Source organism: Marinifilum sp. D737 (assembly GCF_026672275.1).
Taxonomy (GTDB): Bacteria; Bacteroidota; Bacteroidia; order Bacteroidales; family Marinifilaceae; genus Marinifilum.
This window is the reverse complement of record NZ_JANQCD010000046.1, coordinates 1-18,306: the sequence shown is the minus strand read 5'-3', so window position 1 is coordinate 18,306 and position 18,306 is coordinate 1. Positions and strand designations below refer to the sequence as shown.

At 34.2% G+C, this 18,306-nt stretch carries 16 protein-coding genes; 15 read left to right on the top strand and 1 reads right to left on the bottom strand.

Features of this window, described 5'->3' with window-relative positions:
- The first annotated feature begins 121 nt into the window (after positions 1-121).
- The 7 genes from NQ163_RS18635 (at position 122) to NQ163_RS18605 (ending at position 9,889) form a co-directional block, all read left to right on the top strand.
- A complete protein-coding gene (locus NQ163_RS18635; RefSeq protein ID WP_268191843.1) occupies positions 122-3,670 on the top strand; it encodes an AAA domain-containing protein in 3,549 nt (1,182 codons plus the stop codon).
- Between the two features lie 430 nt (positions 3,671-4,100).
- Positions 4,101-4,985 (top strand): hypothetical protein, encoded by an 885-nt coding sequence (locus NQ163_RS18630; RefSeq protein WP_268191842.1) that lies wholly within the window; start codon positions 4,101-4,103, stop codon positions 4,983-4,985.
- Positions 4,986-4,991: 6 nt separating this feature from the next.
- Positions 4,992-5,213, top strand: a complete 222-nt coding sequence (locus NQ163_RS18625) for an MbcA/ParS/Xre antitoxin family protein (protein WP_268191841.1) — start codon at positions 4,992-4,994, stop codon at positions 5,211-5,213.
- 31 nt (positions 5,214-5,244) lie between these two features.
- Positions 5,245-5,613 carry a hypothetical protein gene (locus NQ163_RS18620; RefSeq protein WP_268191840.1) on the top strand — a complete coding sequence of 123 codons (369 nt, stop codon included), beginning with the start codon at positions 5,245-5,247 and terminating at the stop codon, positions 5,611-5,613.
- 555 nt (positions 5,614-6,168) lie between these two features.
- Positions 6,169-6,678, top strand: a complete 510-nt coding sequence (locus NQ163_RS18615; protein WP_268191839.1) for a MarR family winged helix-turn-helix transcriptional regulator — start codon at positions 6,169-6,171, stop codon at positions 6,676-6,678.
- 410 nt (positions 6,679-7,088) lie between these two features.
- Positions 7,089-8,252: a hypothetical protein gene (locus NQ163_RS18610; protein ID WP_268191838.1), complete on the top strand. Its 1,164-nt coding sequence runs from the start codon at positions 7,089-7,091 to the stop codon at positions 8,250-8,252.
- Between the two features lie 23 nt (positions 8,253-8,275).
- Complete coding sequence (locus NQ163_RS18605) at positions 8,276-9,889, top strand: BCCT family transporter (RefSeq protein ID WP_268191837.1); 1,614 nt, start codon at positions 8,276-8,278, stop codon at positions 9,887-9,889.
- A gap of 345 nt (positions 9,890-10,234) precedes the next feature.
- On the opposite strand, the gene NQ163_RS18600 is transcribed toward NQ163_RS18605, so the two are convergent.
- Entirely contained in the window at positions 10,235-10,393 is a 159-nt protein-coding gene (locus NQ163_RS18600; RefSeq protein WP_268191836.1) for a hypothetical protein, read from the bottom strand.
- A gap of 244 nt (positions 10,394-10,637) precedes the next feature.
- Here NQ163_RS18600 and NQ163_RS18595 point away from each other — a divergent pair, with 244 nt between their 5' ends.
- The 8 genes from NQ163_RS18595 to NQ163_RS18560 all read left to right on the top strand — a co-directional run bounded on the left by NQ163_RS18595 (position 10,638) and on the right by NQ163_RS18560 (position 17,970).
- Positions 10,638-11,078: a GNAT family N-acetyltransferase gene (locus NQ163_RS18595; RefSeq protein WP_268191835.1), complete on the top strand. Its 441-nt coding sequence runs from the start codon at positions 10,638-10,640 to the stop codon at positions 11,076-11,078.
- Between the two features lie 6 nt (positions 11,079-11,084).
- Positions 11,085-12,158, top strand: coding sequence for an alanine/ornithine racemase family PLP-dependent enzyme (locus tag NQ163_RS18590; RefSeq protein ID WP_268191834.1), 1,074 nt, complete (start codon positions 11,085-11,087; stop codon positions 12,156-12,158).
- A 27-nt stretch (positions 12,159-12,185) separates the two neighbouring features.
- Entirely contained in the window at positions 12,186-12,374 is a 189-nt protein-coding gene (locus tag NQ163_RS18585; protein WP_268191833.1) for a hypothetical protein, read from the top strand.
- Between the two features lie 227 nt (positions 12,375-12,601).
- Entirely contained in the window at positions 12,602-14,068 is a 1,467-nt protein-coding gene (locus NQ163_RS18580; RefSeq protein ID WP_268191832.1) for a sodium:solute symporter family protein, read from the top strand.
- A complete protein-coding gene (locus NQ163_RS18575; RefSeq protein WP_268191831.1) occupies positions 14,031-15,158 on the top strand; it encodes an amidohydrolase in 1,128 nt (375 codons plus the stop codon). Before NQ163_RS18580 ends, NQ163_RS18575 begins: the two co-directional genes overlap by 38 nt.
- Before the next feature lie 34 nt (positions 15,159-15,192).
- Positions 15,193-16,332 carry an alanine racemase gene (gene alr, locus NQ163_RS18570; RefSeq protein WP_268191830.1) on the top strand — a complete coding sequence of 380 codons (1,140 nt, stop codon included), beginning with the start codon at positions 15,193-15,195 and terminating at the stop codon, positions 16,330-16,332.
- A 68-nt stretch (positions 16,333-16,400) separates the two neighbouring features.
- On the top strand, positions 16,401-17,333 hold the full coding sequence (locus NQ163_RS18565; protein WP_268191829.1) for a CorA family divalent cation transporter: 933 nt from the start codon (positions 16,401-16,403) through the stop codon (positions 17,331-17,333).
- A 328-nt stretch (positions 17,334-17,661) separates the two neighbouring features.
- The gene (locus tag NQ163_RS18560) at positions 17,662-17,970 is read left to right on the top strand and encodes a hypothetical protein (protein ID WP_268191828.1); all 309 of its coding nucleotides are present in this window, start codon (positions 17,662-17,664) and stop codon (positions 17,968-17,970) included.
- The last annotated feature ends 336 nt before the right edge of the window (positions 17,971-18,306 follow it).

The window sequence follows — 18,306 nt, the reverse complement described above, 5'->3', positions numbered from 1 at the left end:
TTCTGGTATATCTGGTACTCTTTAAATTAAAGAGTATTTTGTCTTTATTATGATTGTAATTTATAAAATCATAAATTTAGTCTTTGAAGTTAAATTTCATGAGGAATTAGATTAAAAGTACATGCCCAAATCAAACACAATTAGCTGGCTAAATTATTACCACTATAGTTTAGCTGATGGAGCAAGAATGGATATTGCTGCTTCAGAATGCGATGAAGGAAATTTTTTCGATTCATTTGAAGAAATAGATTCCGATGCAATTAAAGCTCTTTACAAAAAGTTAGACTCACATAAAAAGGATAAGAAAAAAAAATCAAAAGAAGAGGAACTTGATATTGAAGTTATTCTTGCGCCTTGTCATTTGAAGGCAAAGTATTCTCATGGAGTACAAAAAAGAAATGTTCAAAAGTCTTATCCTTTTTGGATCCCTGCAAGAATTAATAAAGAAGGAGATATATTACCACCTCAGGAAAGAGATAAGAAGCCATGGTTTGTTAGAGGAGTTTTGGAGCCGCTTACTTACGACGATAAATATTTTCCTATAATTAGCTCGGTTACCAAGTTGGACAGGGTATTGGAAAAATTCAAGTTTTGCTACGATTCGTGGGAATTATACTGGGAATCATGCGAAAGATTCTTTGAAGAAGTGAGCGATTGTAAATTCAATACTTGCAGAAAGGAAGGCTTTATAAGTAATTCATTTATCTGCCTTATTAAAGCCAAAGAATTTGTTGTGGCTCAACAAGTATTAAGCTTGTATGATGATCTTATATGGAAGAATAGTGTTACTCCATTATTGAATCAGCTCCTTTCTTTTGAAAAAGAAAAGTATCAAGTAATACCTCCTACCATCGATTTGTTTTGCAATAAAGGGCATTATGGGCAATATAATAATGAATTTCCTTTGAGTCATTCACAACGCAAATCGATTCTATTACATGAACAAGGGATTGAAGGAAATGTATTGGCAGTTAACGGACCTCCAGGGACAGGAAAAACAACACTTTTGCAATCGGTAATTGCAAATGAGTTGGTGAAATCTGTACTACAAAAGAAAGAGCCACCACGTATCGTTGCTTCTTCAACCAATAATCAGGCTATTACCAATATCCTTGATAGTTTTGGAGGAGACTTAAAGCGATGGATTCCCAATTTGAATTCCATTGGAGCTTATATGATTGGCAATGATCCATCCAAGCAATCTGAGTCGTTAAAGAAAGGTTATCAATTATTGACTAAGAGTAATGGTTTGTTTGGTGGTCATTATATGGATCATATTCATGATAATGATATAGAAGAGCTTGAAGCGTATTTTACTCAATTGTTTGACGAGTATTTTTTAAAGCATTCTTGCAAAAATATAAAAGACAGAGCTGGATTTTTAGAAAGTCAAGTAGTTCATCACACAAGAATTGTGGATGATATATTGGACTTGTATGCTAATATACAAGATTTGGAACAAGAGTATTTTCCTTTATCAGACCTGGCTTTGAATCGGGATGAATTAAACAAAACGGTAGAGTTAAGGAATAAATTAAAGCTAGATCTAAGTAAACTCAAGGATTTTAATAAAACCTATGAGGATTTTTGCAAAGAAAATAGCTTAACAAGAAACCTAAGTTTGATTCCTTCTTTTAAAAAGAAATTTGACCGAAAGTTTGCTCTGTTTCTACAAACTTTAACTTATACAAAGTTTCAATCTTGTGAATGTCAGAATGATTTTGAAGAAAAATTGTTATCAGAACTACAGGATGGAAATCAATCGCTAATAGAATTAAACAAAGAGATAGAGGAAAAAGAAAAGCTTTTTTCTCAAATGGAGATACTTTCTTCAGAATGGAGTAAAAAGTCAGAAATACTTTCTGAGAAGTGGAATGACTACTTGTCAGATAAGAATCAAAAGCTAGTAGATATTATTGTAGGTGAATTTGAAATGCTGACTAAAATTGAACAAATTAACCGAATACTGGATGTTTCTTTTAGGTATGATGCCTTTATCTGTGCACTTCATTACTGGGAAGCAAAATGGATAGTTAAGCAGAAAGAAGAAGAGCTAGTTGTTAATAGAGGTAGAAAGTCAAGGATTAATACTTTTGAACGGATGAGTTATTTATCACCGCTGTTTATTTCAACATTTCATTCCCTTCCAGGATTTTGTTCCTACATGAGTAAAACTTCTGATGATTGGATTCAGAAGCCAATTTATGAGCTATTCGATTTAATGATTGTTGATGAAGCTGGGCAGGTATCTCCGGAGATTGCAGTTCCATCTTTTAGTTTGGCCAAAAAAGCATTGGTAGTTGGAGATGTTCATCAGATCGAACCAGTATGGACAATTGCATATTCTAAAATTGATGAAGGTAACCTTCAAAAATCCAAAATATTATCGAATTCAAATTTTGATGATTGGCAAAAGAAGGGAGTTTTGTGCTCCTCGGGTAGTTTAATGCGACTTGCACAATTAGCTTCAAACTATCAGATTAATGACTCTTTAAAAGGATCTTTACTAACAGAGCATCGTCGATGTGTTGACGAGTTAGTTGCTTTTAGTAATGAATACATTTATAGTGGATTGTTGGAACCAAAAGTAGGATCATTTGAAGGAATCAATCTTTCTAAAAAGAATGAAAATAACGAGTTGATAGAGTTGAATTTACCTCCATTATGCTATTTGAATATTAGAGGAAAATCTGAAAAAAGATATGGAAGTACATATAATGTGAAGGAGGCAGAAGGAATAGCAAAATGGATTGCATTATGGGGAAATGTAATCGTGAACCATTACAATCAAGGCAGGAAAGTTAACGACCGGAAAAGTTTGAAAGACATCATTGGAGTTGTAACGCCGTTTTCAGCTCAGAAGGAAGAAATTTTTAAGCAGCTTAGAAAATATCAGATTAAGGATAGAATAACTGTTGGTACTGTGCATGCCTTGCAAGGAGCAGAGCGGGAAATTGTTCTATTTTCACCAGCTTACGGAATAAATCACAAAGGAGGATTGTTTTTCGACAATGGATTTAATATGCTTAATGTGGCTTTAACCAGGGCAAAAAAGCACTTTGTAGTCATGGGAAATATGAGTTTGTTTAATCCTGCTTTAAGTAAAAAGCCATCCGGAGGATTGGCTAAATACTTATTTGCGGATGAGAAAAACGAATTGTCATCTTCATTTTTATATGATCAAGAATCGATTCATTCTAAAAATCGAGTAAGTACATTAGAAGGCCATCAAGATTGCTTAAAAGCTGCCTTTAAAAGTGCAAAGAAGCGTGTATTAATCGTTTCTCCGTTTATTTCCATAAAAGCCATTGAAACGGACAGATTATTGGAGAAAATTGAAAAATCAAAGTTAAATGGTGTTGATGTGATAGTTTACACGGATAAGCATTTGGATATGTATAACGGAAACTTAAAGCCAGCATCCAAACTTGGACGAGAAAAATTGATTGAGGCTGGTGCCCAGGTGAAAATTTTAAATGGAATCCACAATAAGGCAATAGCAATGGATGATACAATACTGGTTGAAGGTTCATTTAATTGGTTATCTGCAGTAAGAGATAAAGTAAATCCATACTACCGATTCGAAGTCTCTCAAATTATTCGAGAGGATGAAGCTAGAATACAAATTGAGCAGTTGGAGAATGAATTGATGCAGGTAAAGGGTAATTGAAATTTTAAAACCATAACTTAAAGACTATGGTTTGAGATTTTTATTTAATAGAGCCTCACGTCCTTTGTGGGGCAGTGTCTGAAAATACTTGCCATACTATATAGTATGTATTTCAATACCATATTATATGGTAATTAAAGTATATATGGTAAAACAAAATCACAATAGATTTTATTGCTCCATTGTCTAAAAGCTCTATCTTTACAATAGAAATTAGATAAGAAAATATTGCGTTACTGAAGTTTCTCTACAGATAAAACCGCCAATTTTAATGAGTAAGAGGAATGGACGAGTGAACGCACCAGGATATGGTGTGTTCCCTTGTTTCGTTGTGCTTACTCAGGGTGCTTGGCGGTACCTATCTGTGGCATAATTGAATAGGGGACATGCCTCTTTTTGTTTTTGGTAGCGCCTGCTAAAACTACCACAAATGAAGAAGTACGAAACACCTGAAAATTCTAATAAGAACTGTGATCACACAACTTGTAAAAGTGATAGGCTAATTGATAAGGAATATGAGAATTGTAGGTTGCCAAACATTTTTGATTCTGAAATTGATTATCCGGAAGGTACTGTAAGAAATGTTGATTCATTAAGTTTTTTTGAAAGGTTTTTATTGTATGCACTATTAAAAGCTTCGGACCATCAGGATTATGAAGTATATACCTATGACAATGTCAAATGGCACTTAAGTCCTAATTCGTTTTATATAAAAGATATTGTAGAATTTCTTATAAATCGTGAACTTATTGAAATTTGCAATGATAATTTAAAAATTACTAATGTAGAAGATAAACTCCTGGATCAATTTGAATTCCGTTTTGTAATGGACATAGAATTAAACGGAAGAGAGTTGTATATGGATTTGATTTCTTTCGATTTCAAAAATGCACGAATTGATGATATTAAGACCTTGTGGCAGTATTTATCAATTGAAGAGTGTATAGGAGTGATTGAGTGTCATTGTAAGATGGAAAGTGTAGTTTGGACTCCTGCAGATTCAGATAGAAAAGTTATCAAAGAGATATTAATGGATTATTCTGTCAGTCAATTTTATAATGTGTTTCACGAATTACTTGAAAAAAAGAAAATGAAATTTAAAGGAGAGGATGTCTCAAGGTTGTGGTTTTTTGAGGATTTAGTTGAAGATCTTGCATCTTATTTTACGGTAGTTAGGCATACAGATTTTAATGTTGTAAATGAAATGGAGTTTTATGGAATTATTTCTGATTTTACCAACTCTTGTTATGATCATGTTTTGGGATTAGGTAAAGAGGCGTTTATTCTGTCACCTTATTCTCATTCCTTAAGCTAATAGCTTATGAAGCAAGACGAAAACAAAACTATAGATGATCCTACTCCTGAAGATTTGTTGGTGAAAGGAGTGGAGCTGTTTGGATCGAAAGTGAAGTTCGACCATTGGATGAATTGCCCTAATTCCTTTTTGGGTGAAATCAAACCATATTACTTGATGTTTGAATCGGGAGGAATTAAAAAGATCTATGATGAGCTAATCCGATTAGAGTATGGTGTGTTTAGATAAATCAATAATTGTTGCTTAAAGAATATTTATAATGATGAGAAAAGGAATAGATTACATTTTGATTTCGGAACTTCCAGGTGAGGAACAGAAACCTTTTCAAAAGTGGCTTTACGGGAAGACTAGGCCTATAATTGATGAAGTAAGTATTGATCCTATGGATTGCTGCTATAAATTGGACTATGAAAGGTGGAGAGCATTTCATAAAATACAAGAATATAGTTCAGAATGTGTTCAATTTGATGACACAAAAAAGTCAGTTTCAACAGGAGATGATGCTGAAATGTTAATGGCTAATAGTGATAAAGAAAGCAATTTAAATGATTTATTGAAGGACATTAATGAAGATAATATTCACTCTGAGACCAATACCGGAGATTCGGTTGGAGACGAGAACTGGTAATTCTTTAAAGTAATAATCTTGTTAGGATTAAAAAAGTCAGAATAATAAGCTTCATTATCTCAGGGTAAACCAGCCGCATTTACTATGTAAAGTGAAATTTGTTATTGCGTATGAAAAATTGGATAAAGAACTTAATAAAGATAATGGGCTAGTCTATTTAATTCAAAAAATGTTGAAATTACAGAGTAAATTTAATTTTTAGGAGCATGTTGTTTTGACAAGATTACAATTTCAATTTAATTCAGATTTCTTCAAATTAGTTATTGGAAATTCTGATAGTTTTGAATGTTAATATTTGTAAACGGGGTAATTCTAAAAGTGTTTAACGTCAGTGAAAAGTAAGAAGAAGCTATAAATAAGGTGTTTGAGTTTTGCTTAGAAAATAATTTGAATAAGAAATAGAAATCAATTCGTTTGTATTTTATCCTTTAATCGAACACTTATTAATTTCACATTTGTATTTATCTGTGATAATTAAGCAATGAATGCTATTTTAATGATAGAATCACTATTTTTGCAAAACAATAAAGCAAGAAGTAACTGACATATAGATCTATGGATTATAAGAATATCATTATAAAAATCAGACGGATTGTTCGGTCGATTAATCTGGAATCAAAAAAGATTCAAAAAGATCATGGTGTTAGCATACCACAGATATTATGCCTGGAGTACTTAAAGAACTCTCCAAATTATCAGGCAACACAAAAGTCTATTCGTGCTCACTTAAACTTAAATTCAAGTACGGTTACAGGTATTATTGGTAGATTAGAAAAAAAAGGATTTCTTGCTCGTTTGCCAAAGACAGGCGATAGAAGAACAACTGTAATTGCTTTAACTTCCCTGGGAGATCAATTACTAAAAAACACACCTGATTTACTTCAGCAGAGATTAGCTGTGAAACTGAAGAAGATTCCTGATTCGGATCTGGAAAGAATTGAAGAGACTTTGGAGATTCTTGTAAATATGCTTGAGATTGAAGAGCTGGAAGCTTCTCCTTTACTTACTGCTGAAGATATTATTAAAGAAGAATTAAATTCCGAAGAGGAAAATATAGATCTATAAAAGAAAATATCTATGAAAATTTGCAATAGCTGTCATAACAAGACGGCTTTTTTTGTGCCTATAAGTGATTAAATGATAATACTTTTTTCTGTTTTGCGACACTACATTTTATTCATCATGTCATTCCAGCAAATGCCAGGTACTTAAAATGGCTTTTACACAAATCAAATATCACAAAAAAGAAGTTTTAGATTTATTTGAGACTTATCTTAATGTCACACAAAGCCTGTAAACACTATTGCTTACGACTTTTTACAAAGTTCATATTTGCATCAAAACAGGCAAATGTGTTGTGTAGAAATAAAAATTCTTCTAGATTTGTCGCGCAGAAACTAAATCTGTACTATTTGTTCTTTATTTCATGAGATCAAGAGAAAGGTAGTTGAAGATTGGATAAGATAAATTGATTTATGAAACAAACTCTCTTTAGAAGAGCCAAATTTATTTTGGCTTTGATGATTATTGCTAACAGTACGCAAGCTCAAAAAATTAAGGATGTTAAGATTGGAGGAGCCCTTCGTTTTAATTTCAGATACAAAGATTGGGATGAGAACAACAAGGATGTAGGCGGAGACGCTGTGCTTGATGTGTTTCGTCTAAATGCCAAAGCAAGATACGAGAAATTGTATCTTGATGCCGAATATCGTTTCTATCCATCAGAATTTGGTGGTGGAATGCTTCATCATGGTTTTATCGGTTACAATTTCAATGATAATTCGCATTTGGAATTGGGAGTACACCAGGTACCATTTGGAATACAGCCATTTGCCTCTCACTCGTGGTTTTTTAACCTGCCATACTATGTAGGTTTGGAAGATGATTACGACACAGGATTGAAATATGTGTTCGATACAAACAAATGGAACTTTGCCTTTGCTTTTTATAAGAATGCTGAAGGCGGTAGGTCGTGGACAAACTTTTCGAACGGTTCGCAAGGAAATGCTGTTGATTTGGCAAGATACTCTTATGATCTGGCAGGCGACACAGAAGAAAATGGACAGTTTAACTTTCGTGTAGCCCGAAAATTCAACAATCAGGAAATTGGTTTTTCGGCACAGTTGGCTCGTTACAGAAATCACGTAAAGGATAAAAACTACCACTACAATGCCATCGCAGCTCACTATCATGGTCGTTTTCTGCAAGATGAGAGACTAGATGTGAAATTTGAAATCACCAGGTACGATTACAAAGGAACCGATAATGATTTAATTAAAATGGCTGCCTACAACTACACCTACAACATTGCTAGCGAAGCAACTATTGTGTGTGGAGGGGTAGCCTATACCATCCCGGTAGAATGGGGGCCGATTGAATCGGTACAGGTTTACGACAACTACAATTACATGAAAAAGGGCAACTCTCAGTTTAACGATACCCAAATGAATGTACTGGGAATGATGGTTAAGGCTGGTCCTATTTATACTTACATCGATTATGCGTCAGGAAAAAATCAGGATTGGATGGGACCATGGGGCGCATTTGGAGAAAATGCAGATGCATATGGGTTTGGAAAAGGAGCTGCAAATCCTGAATGGCACTCTTGGTTTAATGTGAATGTGGGTTATTATTTCTAAGCGAACAAAAGAATTATAGATATATGGGGTTAAAAGAAAAAATAGAAAAAAAGGATCAAGCCAAGGTTGTGTCCATAAGTGTTGATGATCAAAAGAAGTATATTCGTTCCGATCAGAAAACTTTTTGGGGCATAAAAGCCAACGGAACTGTATTTATATCCTCTTTTTTGGTGGTATTTATTTTGGTGGCCACTACCTTAATAGTAGGGAAGCCAATGGCAGCCTGGTTCTCGAAAACACAAACGGTTGTATCCAACAATGTGGGATGGATGTTCGTTCTGCTAATGAATGTTTTCCTTGGATTTACCTTGTTTTTAGGATTTGGTAAGTTCGGAAAAATCCGTTTGGGAGGTCAAGATGCAAAGCCAGAATTTAAGAAGACATCTTGGTTTGCCATGCTGTTTAGTGCAGGTATGGGTATTGGTTTGTTGTTTTGGGGAGTTGCTGAACCAATTTTCCATTTTGACAATAATCCTTTTGCCATGGAAGGAGTTGCGTCTGCCAAATCGGCAATGGGCGTTACCTTTCTGCATTGGGGATTTCATGCTTGGGCAGTGTATGCCATAGTAGGATTAGCTCTTGCATATTTTACTTTCAATAAAAAATTACCACTTACCATTCGTTCGGTCTTTTATCCTTTATTCGGAGAAAAAATTTACGGACCAATTGGTGATATTATCGATATCGTATCTGTTATTGCCACACTATTTGGATTGGCTACCTCTTTAGGATTTGGGGTGCAGCAGGTAAATGCAGGTTTAACCTATTTGTTCGACGTTGAGTATGGAACGACCTGGCAAATTGGGTTGATTTCGGTAATTACCTTATTCGCTACACTTTCACTGATTTTGGGTCTCGATAAAGGGATTCGTCGCTTAAGTGAGGTGAATATGCGCTTGGCACTTCTCTTGTTATTCTTCGTTTTGTTGATTGGTCCAACGGCATTCTTATTGAAAACATTTGTTCAGAATTTGGGTTATTACCTAAGCAACTTTATGGAATTAAGTTTCTGGACCGAATCATACATTGGAGCTAAAGAAGGCACTCACTGGCAAAACTCATGGACCATTTTTTATTGGGCATGGTGGATTGCATGGTCGCCATTCGTAGGTATTTTCATTGCTCGTATCTCCAAAGGAAGAACCATACGTGAATTTGTTTTGGGTGTACTACTTGTTCCTGCTTTGTTAACCTTTTTATGGATTTCGGTATTTGGAGGAAGTGCCATTTACCAGGAATTATTAGGAAACACTCAAATATCGGAGGCTGTAAATGCTAATATTGCTACGGCAATTTACCAATTGCTGGAGCAATACCCATTGCCATTTGTTTCGTCCTTACTAACGGTGATTTTGGTAGCATGTTTCTTTGTTACTTCATCAGATAGTGGGTCGATGGTGGTTGATACATTAACCACAGGAGGAAAATTGGATGCTCCGGTTGGACAAAAAATATTTTGGGCCTCAATGGAAGGCTTAATTGCAATCGTATTGCTGGTTGGAGGTGGTCTTGCTGCCTTGCAAACAGCAACAATTTTAACTGGCTTACCTTTTGCAATTGTATTACTAATTATGTGCTACAGTTTATTAAAGACTCTAAAGAAAGATAAAGTGATTAAAATTCAAGAGTCTGAATAAGGTTTTTCTTGTAAGTTAGGATAAAAGAGGTCTTCGGGCCTCTTTTTTTATTTCGCATATTTTAAAACCAGTAATATGAAGACTGAAATATTTGATACAAATGTAAGTAAAGCAGAAAAATAATATAATTCAAGATGATGTGAACTAAAAGTGATATAGTTTTTAAAAGCAAATATGCTAATCAGAAGGAATGCAAATGCTATTAGAATCCCTAAAGGTTTTAGTTTGAAAGTTACTTGTGTTATTACGAGTAGTAACAAGAAAAGGCAAGTTGGAATACTGTAATTACCAAGATGTATTCCATAATACAGAACACATAAACAAAGGTAAATTTCAAGTATATTATTAATGATTTGCTTTAGGATTCTCATCGTGGTTTGAAGAAGAGTTATTTGCTTCGTTTGAGACCTTTTTCTTTATAGAATGCTTCTTTTTTTTACTCTGATCTTTTCGCCACTTTTTCCAGAGTATGTCTTTATAAATTAATCCTAAATGATAGCTCATTGCTTGTGGTTTTTATAAATTAAAAGTTCTATGCGAACAAAATACATACAAGAAATAAGATTTGCAAGTAAATTAAAGTAAAGATGCATTGAGTTTTATTGTGAATTCAGTGCGTATAAGTGTCAGATATATTGGCATTATTCCAAATGTTATTGATGTAAGTATATTATGCAGGTATTTTGTCTAAGCCAATTGAATTGCTATATTTGTTCTATAGAAACAAAAAAAACTTAAATATATAAGTATGATTACTATTAAACTTATGACTTCCTTTCTTCGCCCCGATGCTTATGAAAAGAAAGAACTGCTTAATTTTCTCCACGAACATCTTGAAGAGTATGGCGATGACAAGGCAGATATTGAAAAAGCAATGCAATATGCATTAAAAGAAACACCATCGATGGGGGGATTTATTCTCGCTGCAAAATTAGATAATGAAATTGTTGGAGTTGTAGTGGTAAATAGAACTGGAATGGAAGGGTACATACCTGAAAACATACTTGTATACATTGCATCTCACAAGAATTACAGAGGCAAGGGAATTGGTAAAAAACTAATGGAAGAAGCCATAAAAATTGCGAAAGGTTCAATTGCTTTACATGTTGAACCTGATAATCCTGCAAAACATTTATATGAAAAAATGGGATTTGAGAATAAATATCTTGAAATGAGATTCACAAAATAAAATGTAATGGCATTTGTAACTCTTAATACTTCCAAACTACAAGAAAACTACTGTTTTTTGGATAAATTATTTAAAGAAAATAGCATTCAATGGACCGTAGTTTCAAAATTGTTGTGTGGAAACAAATTATTTTTGGAAAACTTAATTTCCTTAGGAATTAAGAGTCTTTGTGATTCCAGGGTTTCTAATCTGAAAATGATTAAGAAACTAGATCCCAACATTGAGACGATCTACATAAAACCTCCCCCAAAATTATCTGTCAGTGAAATCATCAAATATGCAGATGTAAGTGTTAACACTGAATTAAAAACCATCGATTTACTTTCTCGTGAGGCTTTAAAACAAAATAAAAAGCATAAAATCATTATCATGATCGAAATGGGAGAGCTAAGAGAAGGTGTAATGCGTGAAGATTTTATCGACTTTTACAAGAAGGTTTTTGAATTGCCAAATATAGAAGTTGTTGGTATTGGTACGAATCTTACATGCTTAAGTGGTGTTCTGCCTAACGAGGATAAATTAATACAACTTAGTTTGTATCGTCAGCTAATAGAGGCTAAGTTTAACAAGAAAATTCCTTTAGTATCAGGAGGATCTTCAGTAACCATTCCTCTTTTACTTCATGAAATTTTACCAAAAGGTGTAAACCATTTCAGAGTTGGAGAATCCTTATTTATGGGTACCGATGTTTACAACGATACAGCCCTTGAAGGATTAAATACTGATGTATTCAGATTGTATGCCGAAATTATTGAATTAATTGAAAAACCAATGGTTCCAGCTGGTGAGTTGGGCACAAACGTAGAAGGTGAGAGCTTTTCAATGGAATCCGAACAGATGGGAGAGACATCTTATCGGGCAATTATCGATTTGGGAATGTTGGATGTTGATAGTAAACACATCAAACCTAAGGATAATTCAATAGAACTTGTTGGGGCTAGCTCAGATATGTTGGTAGTGGATTTGGGAGATAATAAGAACAAGTATAAAGTAGGTGGTTTAATTGAATTTGCTATGGATTATATGGGAGTTCTGCGCATTATGTCTTCCAAGTATATTGAAAAAAGGGTGGTTGAATAAGCTTACCGTTATAAAAGAGTGTTGTAAATGAGAAATAATAAAATATTAGAAGAAGAAATAATTGAATTTGTTCGTTTAAATCAACCTGTAGGCTTAGGGCATATTTTGGCAGGTTTGAATTTGTCACATTATTCAGGTGCAAAAATTGTTCTCGGCTTAATTCAAAAAGAGAAATTAAAATATTCAGATAGTGAAAAACGAATATTGATCAAATAGTAAAAGCTAATTAATTTCAACAAAAGCCGTTTTTAGGTAATTGAGATGTACTAAGTCAATATTCTTTTCCCATGTTATAGAAGTTATTCCCAATTGCTTAAAAATGCATAACGTCACCAGGAACATGGTGACGTTATTTAATTTGGTGGAACAAATATTTAGCTCAGGGATATGACTTTAAGTAAGAAGTGAATACTAGTACTTGTGTTATATTATAACTTTTTTCTATGCATATTATTGATATTATCATTTTTGTCATCTATTTCACAGCGATGCTGGGGATTGGTGTCTATTTCTTTAAGAAAAATGAAAACAATGAAGACTACTATGTTGGCGGCAGACAACTTGGAGCCTGGCATATAGGACTATCAGTTGTAGCCACTGACGTGGGAGGTGGTTTTTCCATTGGATTGGGAGGTTTGGGTTTTGCCATTGGCCTTGGAGGATCCTGGATGCTATTTACCGGTTTGGTTGGAGCATGGCTAAGTGCTGTTGTGCTAATTCCTACAATCAGTAAGCTTTCAAAAAAAAATAAACTATTTACATTTCCTCAAATATTCGAGTACTTCTACAACCATAAGGTAGCACTTATTGCCGGAGTAATTTCTGCAATTGGATATATTGGATTTACAAGCTCGCAACTTCTGGCCGGTGCTAAATTGGCATCAGCTACTTTTACCGAAATTGATTTGAATACCGCATTAATAATAATGGGGGTGCTTGCAGTTGTTTATACCAGTATAGGTGGGCTAAAGGCTGTAATTTATACTGATACGGTACAATGGATTATTTTAATGGCAGGACTACTTTTTATTGGACTACCTGTATCATATTACAAAATAGGTGGAATAGAAGTAATCAGAACAACACTTGGAAAGGAATTTCTTTCCTTGGGGAATGTATCTTGGCAACAAATTGTGAATTGGGGAATTACGATTATACCCATTTGGTTTGTTGGGATGACCCTATATCAGCGTATTTATGCCTCTAAAAATGAAAAGGAAGCAAAAAAGGCATGGTTTATTGCCGGATTGTTCGAATGGCCATTAATGGCATTTATGGGGGTGACTTTAGGGCTGTTTTCTCGTGTAGCTTATGAAAATGGAATGTTCGCAGACTTTGGAAATGCATTAGGCACGACTTTAGATGCAGAGATGGGATTGCCTGTTTTGCTTAACACAGTTCTTCCTGCAGGTATCATGGGACTAATGCTATCGGCTTATTTTTCTGCTATTCTTTCAACTGCTGATAGTTGTCTTATGGCTGCTTCTGGAAATGTACAAACAGACATCTTAGGGAAAATTTTCAAATTCAAGCAAAATGCGAAATTTCAATTGAGAGTTTCACAGGTTATTACACTTGTGATTGGAGGGTTGGCATTGTTCCTTGCATCACGAATGACTAATGTACTTGAGTTGATGCTTTACTCTTATGCGTTTATGGTATCAGGTTTGTTTGTTCCAGTAATTGCTGCATTGTATGGCAAAAGACCTAATGCTACCGCAGCAATCTTTTCTATGATTTCAGGAGGTGTAACTACAGTTCTATTAACTACTTTAGGCGTTAAGTTGCCATTTGATTTGGATGCAAATATTTTTGGGATATCAACTTCTGTTTTTGTTTATCTGATTTTCTCATTAATTTATAAGAAAAAATATGAGAAATATAATCGCATTAAGACGAGAATTACATAAACATCCTGAGCTCTCTAATAAGGAATTTGAAACATCCGGACGTATTGCCATTTTTTTTCAAAATCTTTCTCCCGATCAGATTATAAAGCTTGGTTCTACAGGGCTTGCCTTTGTTTTTAATGGAAAGAAAAGTGGAAAAACCGTAATGTTTCGTGCCGAACTTGATGCATTACCAATTACTGAAGCGAACAATTTGGACTATGCTTCTGTCCATAATGGAATAGCACATGCATGCGGACACGATGGGCACATGGCTATCCTTTCGGGTCTGGCAAAAAAAATATCAGCTCATCCTCCCCGGAAAGGAAAAGTTGTTTTACTTTTTCAACCAGCCGAAGAAGTGGAGCAAGGAGCATATGATGTGGTTAATCATCCTGATTTTGTTAAAATACAACCCGATTATATATTTGCCTTACACAATATTCCGGGAGTGGAAAAGCATAAAATCATAATCAAAGAAGGGAGTTTTGCGGCTGCCTCAAAGGGGTTAACCGTAAAGTTATATGGTAAAACTTCTCATGCCGCAGAACCTGAAAACGGTATTAATCCAGCTCAGGCAATATCTCAAATAATTCAGGAACTTCACGAACTGAAAAATCAGAAAAACCAATTTGAAGATCTCATCCTATTAACAATTATTCATATCCAATTGGGAGAAGTGGCTTTTGGAACTTCACCCGGATATGCAGAAATCAGAATTACACTTCGTTCTTTTAAAAACAATGATATGGATCTGCTTTCAAGTCATACCGAGCAAATCATTCAACGAATAGCAAGAGAAGAAAACCTGAAATTTACATTGAAGTATTCAGAAGTTTTTCCTGCTACAGTGAATGATAAGGAATGTGTTAACTTCATTCAGGAAGCTGCCAGGGAAAATAATTTGTCAATGGAAAGCATTTCAAAACCTTTTAAATGGTCTGAAGATTTTGGATATTACACCGAAAAGTACAAGGGTGGTTTTTTTGGATTAGGTGCGGGAATCAATCAAGCTGCTTTGCACAATCCCAATTACAACTTCCCTGATGAAATTATTAGTACAGGAATAAATGTATTCTTTTCAATATATAATAAAATTACTTGTAAATAATAGGAACCACTAACCATTATAAAACAATAGCGCAATGCAAGGAAGCTCATTTATTACCCTAAAACGAGAAGCTCTTCAAAATAATATTCGATTCCTGAAGAAAAAGCTGGGAAAACATGTGCGCATATCATCGGTAGTAAAGGCCAATGCATATGGACATGGAATTGAACAAATCGTTCCAATGTTCGAAGAAGAGGGGATTAATCACTTTTCGGTTTTTGATTTTGGTGAGGCTGTAAGAGTTCAAAATAGCCTTAAAAATAGCAGAGATATAATGATTATGGGGTGGATTGCCGATGAAAATATTGCTGAAACCATAAAAAGAGGAATCGAGTTTTATATATTCAATATGAATCGATTGAATGTTGTTCTTGAAGTAGCATCTGAAATTGAAATAAAGGCCAAAATTCATTTAGAGGTTGAAACTGGAATGAACAGATCGGGCTTGACAATAATAGAGCTGGAAGAAGCAATTTCGATAATCAAAAACAATCCACAATTTTTTGAAATAAAGGGATTGTGCACTCACCTTGCAGGTGCAGAAAGTATTTCAAACCATGTGCGTATTCAAAAACAATTAAAGACTTATCACAAAATACACAGTATTCTTATTAAGGGTGGAATTACCCCAGAATACAGGCATGTAGCCAATTCAGCTGCTGCCTTTGTGTATCCAAAATCAAGGTTAGATATGGTGAGAATAGGAATTATGCAGTATGGGTTTTGGTCGAGTACCGAAACTTTTTTGCGATACACCCATCGGGATAAAGACCCTCTTCAACGCATATTGGGTTGGAGAAGTCAGATCATGTCAATAAAAGAAGTAAAGAAAGGTGAGTTTGTTGGTTATGGCATTTCATTTTTGGCTCAATCGGATATGAAAACAGCCTTAATACCAGTTGGGTACTCTGGAGGCTACAGCCGATCGCTTAGCAATAGGGGGCGTGTTCTCATTAATGGCCATAGGTGCGGGGTAATTGGCATGGTGAATATGAATATGATTATTGCAAATGTAACGGAATTACAAGATGTGAAAGTTGATGATGATGTAGTAATTATAGGAATGCAAGGGAACAAGGAAATTAAAGTATCAGCATTTAGCGATATTAGTGACAGTCTGAATTATGAGATATTAACACATTTGCCAAATAATGTTGAACGTGTTGTAATTTAGGTAGATGTAGAAATCCGTTTAAGAAAGTTCCTGAACTGTGGATAGATTATAAATTAAAAGAAAAAATCATGTTGAATTGCTTTTATTTACTTGATAATAAGTTGACTTGTTTGGATGATTTTAACAGTGAAGCCGGTGTTTTAATTTGGGTTGATCTAATAGAACAGAGCCTTGTGGAATCGAAATTGGTGGAAAAAAAATTAGGGGTAAGACTCTTTTCTCCTCAAGATAGAGAGGAGATTGAAACAAGTTCCAAGTATATAGAAAATGAAAAGTTTGTTGGATTAAACTTAAACTTTTTGAGTTTCGATGATGATGAATACAAGCTGGATCCGGTATCCTTTATCTTGAAAGATGATGTATTAATAACGCAACGTGAGCGAGAGTATAAGAGTTTTGAGGATGTATTGGAAAAACTGGATAATTTGGAACTTAGAAATGGAGTTGATTTATTACTATCATTATTGGAAACACGAATTGATATTGATGCTGATTTAATTGAGGTCATAACTGATGATATTAATAAACTGAACCGAATAATTACTAAAGAAAAGAATTTAGATAAAGCATTTTTATTGCATATTTCGGATATTAGAAAATCAAGTATTTTAATTCGGGAAACACTTATGGAGAAGCAACGAGTTGTTTTTGCGATTTTAAAAAGTAGTTTCTTTCCGCTAACCAATAAAGATCGTTTCCTGGTAATGAATAAGGATATTTCGTCTTTATTGCAGCATTCGGGTTTCAATTTTGACAGATTAGAGTTTATGCAGAATACATTTATTGGCTTGGTGGGAATAGAACAAAACAAGAGTATAAAAATGTTAACCATTGTAACTGTTATTTTTACACCTCCCATTCTAATTGCAGGAATATATGGAATGAACTTCGATCAGATACCCGAATTGAAATTGATGATTGGATATCCGCTTAGTCTGTTATTTATGTTGCTGTCTTCTTTGGCCCTCTTCCTTTATTTTCGTTGGAAGAAGTGGTTGTAGCTATCCCTCTTAATTTTAAAGAGTTCTTTAGTTATGGGTTGTTGTTTGGTTATAAAACATGAAAGGTATTTAAATGAAGAAATAGAAATCAAAGAATCATAGATTAAAGCCTACTAGTAAAACTTGATATACTATATAGTTTGACTAGATGTACAAGTTAAGGTAATAATGCTTTTGTGCATTAATTATTTTGAAAATTGATTGGTAATCCAAGTATGTAAGTCCTATTTTAAATCTGATAAATTTCTTTAGACAAGTTGTATTCTCTTTTTTAAAAGGAAATGCTGATATGCATTAAAGAAGCTTTTCGTTAATAAATCAACCAGGTTTGGGACATGTATTAACTCCAGCATACGATATGCTATCCACAGCTTTGGTAATGGAAGTGGATGATGAAGATTTGGCTCTAACTCTTAATGCAAAGAAGAAGAAAATTAGGCGAAAAGATTTTGAAGCTGGTTTTAATTTATTTGAAATCCCACAAAAAACACAAGAAAAAATCTTTGCTAAGTTTCAGAAAACATTACCATCCTGGTTCGATCTAATCGAAGTAAGTTTTCTTCTACAAGAAATGAAGGAGCAATATATCGCTTTGATTCACGAAAGAGCAAATAGGTTAGATATACTAATTTCTTAAATCTGTGTAAACCAAATGCTGTTTGAAAATCAGTTTGTTAACATTTTGTGTAAACTGTGTAAATTCTAATGTAGCCCTGTAATTTGCTGTATTTCAATTTATAATAAGGAAGGTTTACAGGTTTACACAGTAAAATGCAATATCTTACTATAGTGAAGAATAAAACAACTCTTAAGATTTAAAACTTAAATTCCTTAAGAAAATTGAGATTCAAATGTTAGTGCTTTTGTTAGTGCAAAACAAAAAGCGGCCACGACATAAATGCCATAACCGCCTTGATTTGAGGGTGGAGAGTACCGGAATCGAACCGGTGACCTTTTGACTGCCAGTCAAACG

What these genes read in the sequence shown, in the direction of transcription:
- NQ163_RS18635 (WP_268191843.1), top strand. Translation starts at nt 122, where the DNA reads ATGCCCAAATCAAACACAATTAGCTGGCTAAATTATTACCACTATAGT.
- NQ163_RS18630 (WP_268191842.1), top strand. Translation starts at nt 4,101, where the DNA reads ATGAAGAAGTACGAAACACCTGAAAATTCTAATAAGAACTGTGATCAC.
- NQ163_RS18625 (WP_268191841.1), top strand. Translation starts at nt 4,992, where the DNA reads ATGAAGCAAGACGAAAACAAAACTATAGATGATCCTACTCCTGAAGAT.
- NQ163_RS18620 (WP_268191840.1), top strand. Translation starts at nt 5,245, where the DNA reads ATGATGAGAAAAGGAATAGATTACATTTTGATTTCGGAACTTCCAGGT.
- NQ163_RS18615 (WP_268191839.1), top strand. Translation starts at nt 6,169, where the DNA reads ATGGATTATAAGAATATCATTATAAAAATCAGACGGATTGTTCGGTCG.
- NQ163_RS18610 (WP_268191838.1), top strand. Translation starts at nt 7,089, where the DNA reads ATGAAACAAACTCTCTTTAGAAGAGCCAAATTTATTTTGGCTTTGATG.
- NQ163_RS18605 (WP_268191837.1), top strand. Translation starts at nt 8,276, where the DNA reads ATGGGGTTAAAAGAAAAAATAGAAAAAAAGGATCAAGCCAAGGTTGTG.
- NQ163_RS18600 (WP_268191836.1), bottom strand. Translation starts at nt 10,393, where the DNA reads ATGAGCTATCATTTAGGATTAATTTATAAAGACATACTCTGGAAAAAG.
- NQ163_RS18595 (WP_268191835.1), top strand. Translation starts at nt 10,638, where the DNA reads ATGATTACTATTAAACTTATGACTTCCTTTCTTCGCCCCGATGCTTAT.
- NQ163_RS18590 (WP_268191834.1), top strand. Translation starts at nt 11,085, where the DNA reads ATGGCATTTGTAACTCTTAATACTTCCAAACTACAAGAAAACTACTGT.
- NQ163_RS18585 (WP_268191833.1), top strand. Translation starts at nt 12,186, where the DNA reads ATGAGAAATAATAAAATATTAGAAGAAGAAATAATTGAATTTGTTCGT.
- NQ163_RS18580 (WP_268191832.1), top strand. Translation starts at nt 12,602, where the DNA reads ATGCATATTATTGATATTATCATTTTTGTCATCTATTTCACAGCGATG.
- NQ163_RS18575 (WP_268191831.1), top strand. Translation starts at nt 14,031, where the DNA reads ATGAGAAATATAATCGCATTAAGACGAGAATTACATAAACATCCTGAG.
- alr (WP_268191830.1), top strand. Translation starts at nt 15,193, where the DNA reads ATGCAAGGAAGCTCATTTATTACCCTAAAACGAGAAGCTCTTCAAAAT.
- NQ163_RS18565 (WP_268191829.1), top strand. Translation starts at nt 16,401, where the DNA reads ATGTTGAATTGCTTTTATTTACTTGATAATAAGTTGACTTGTTTGGAT.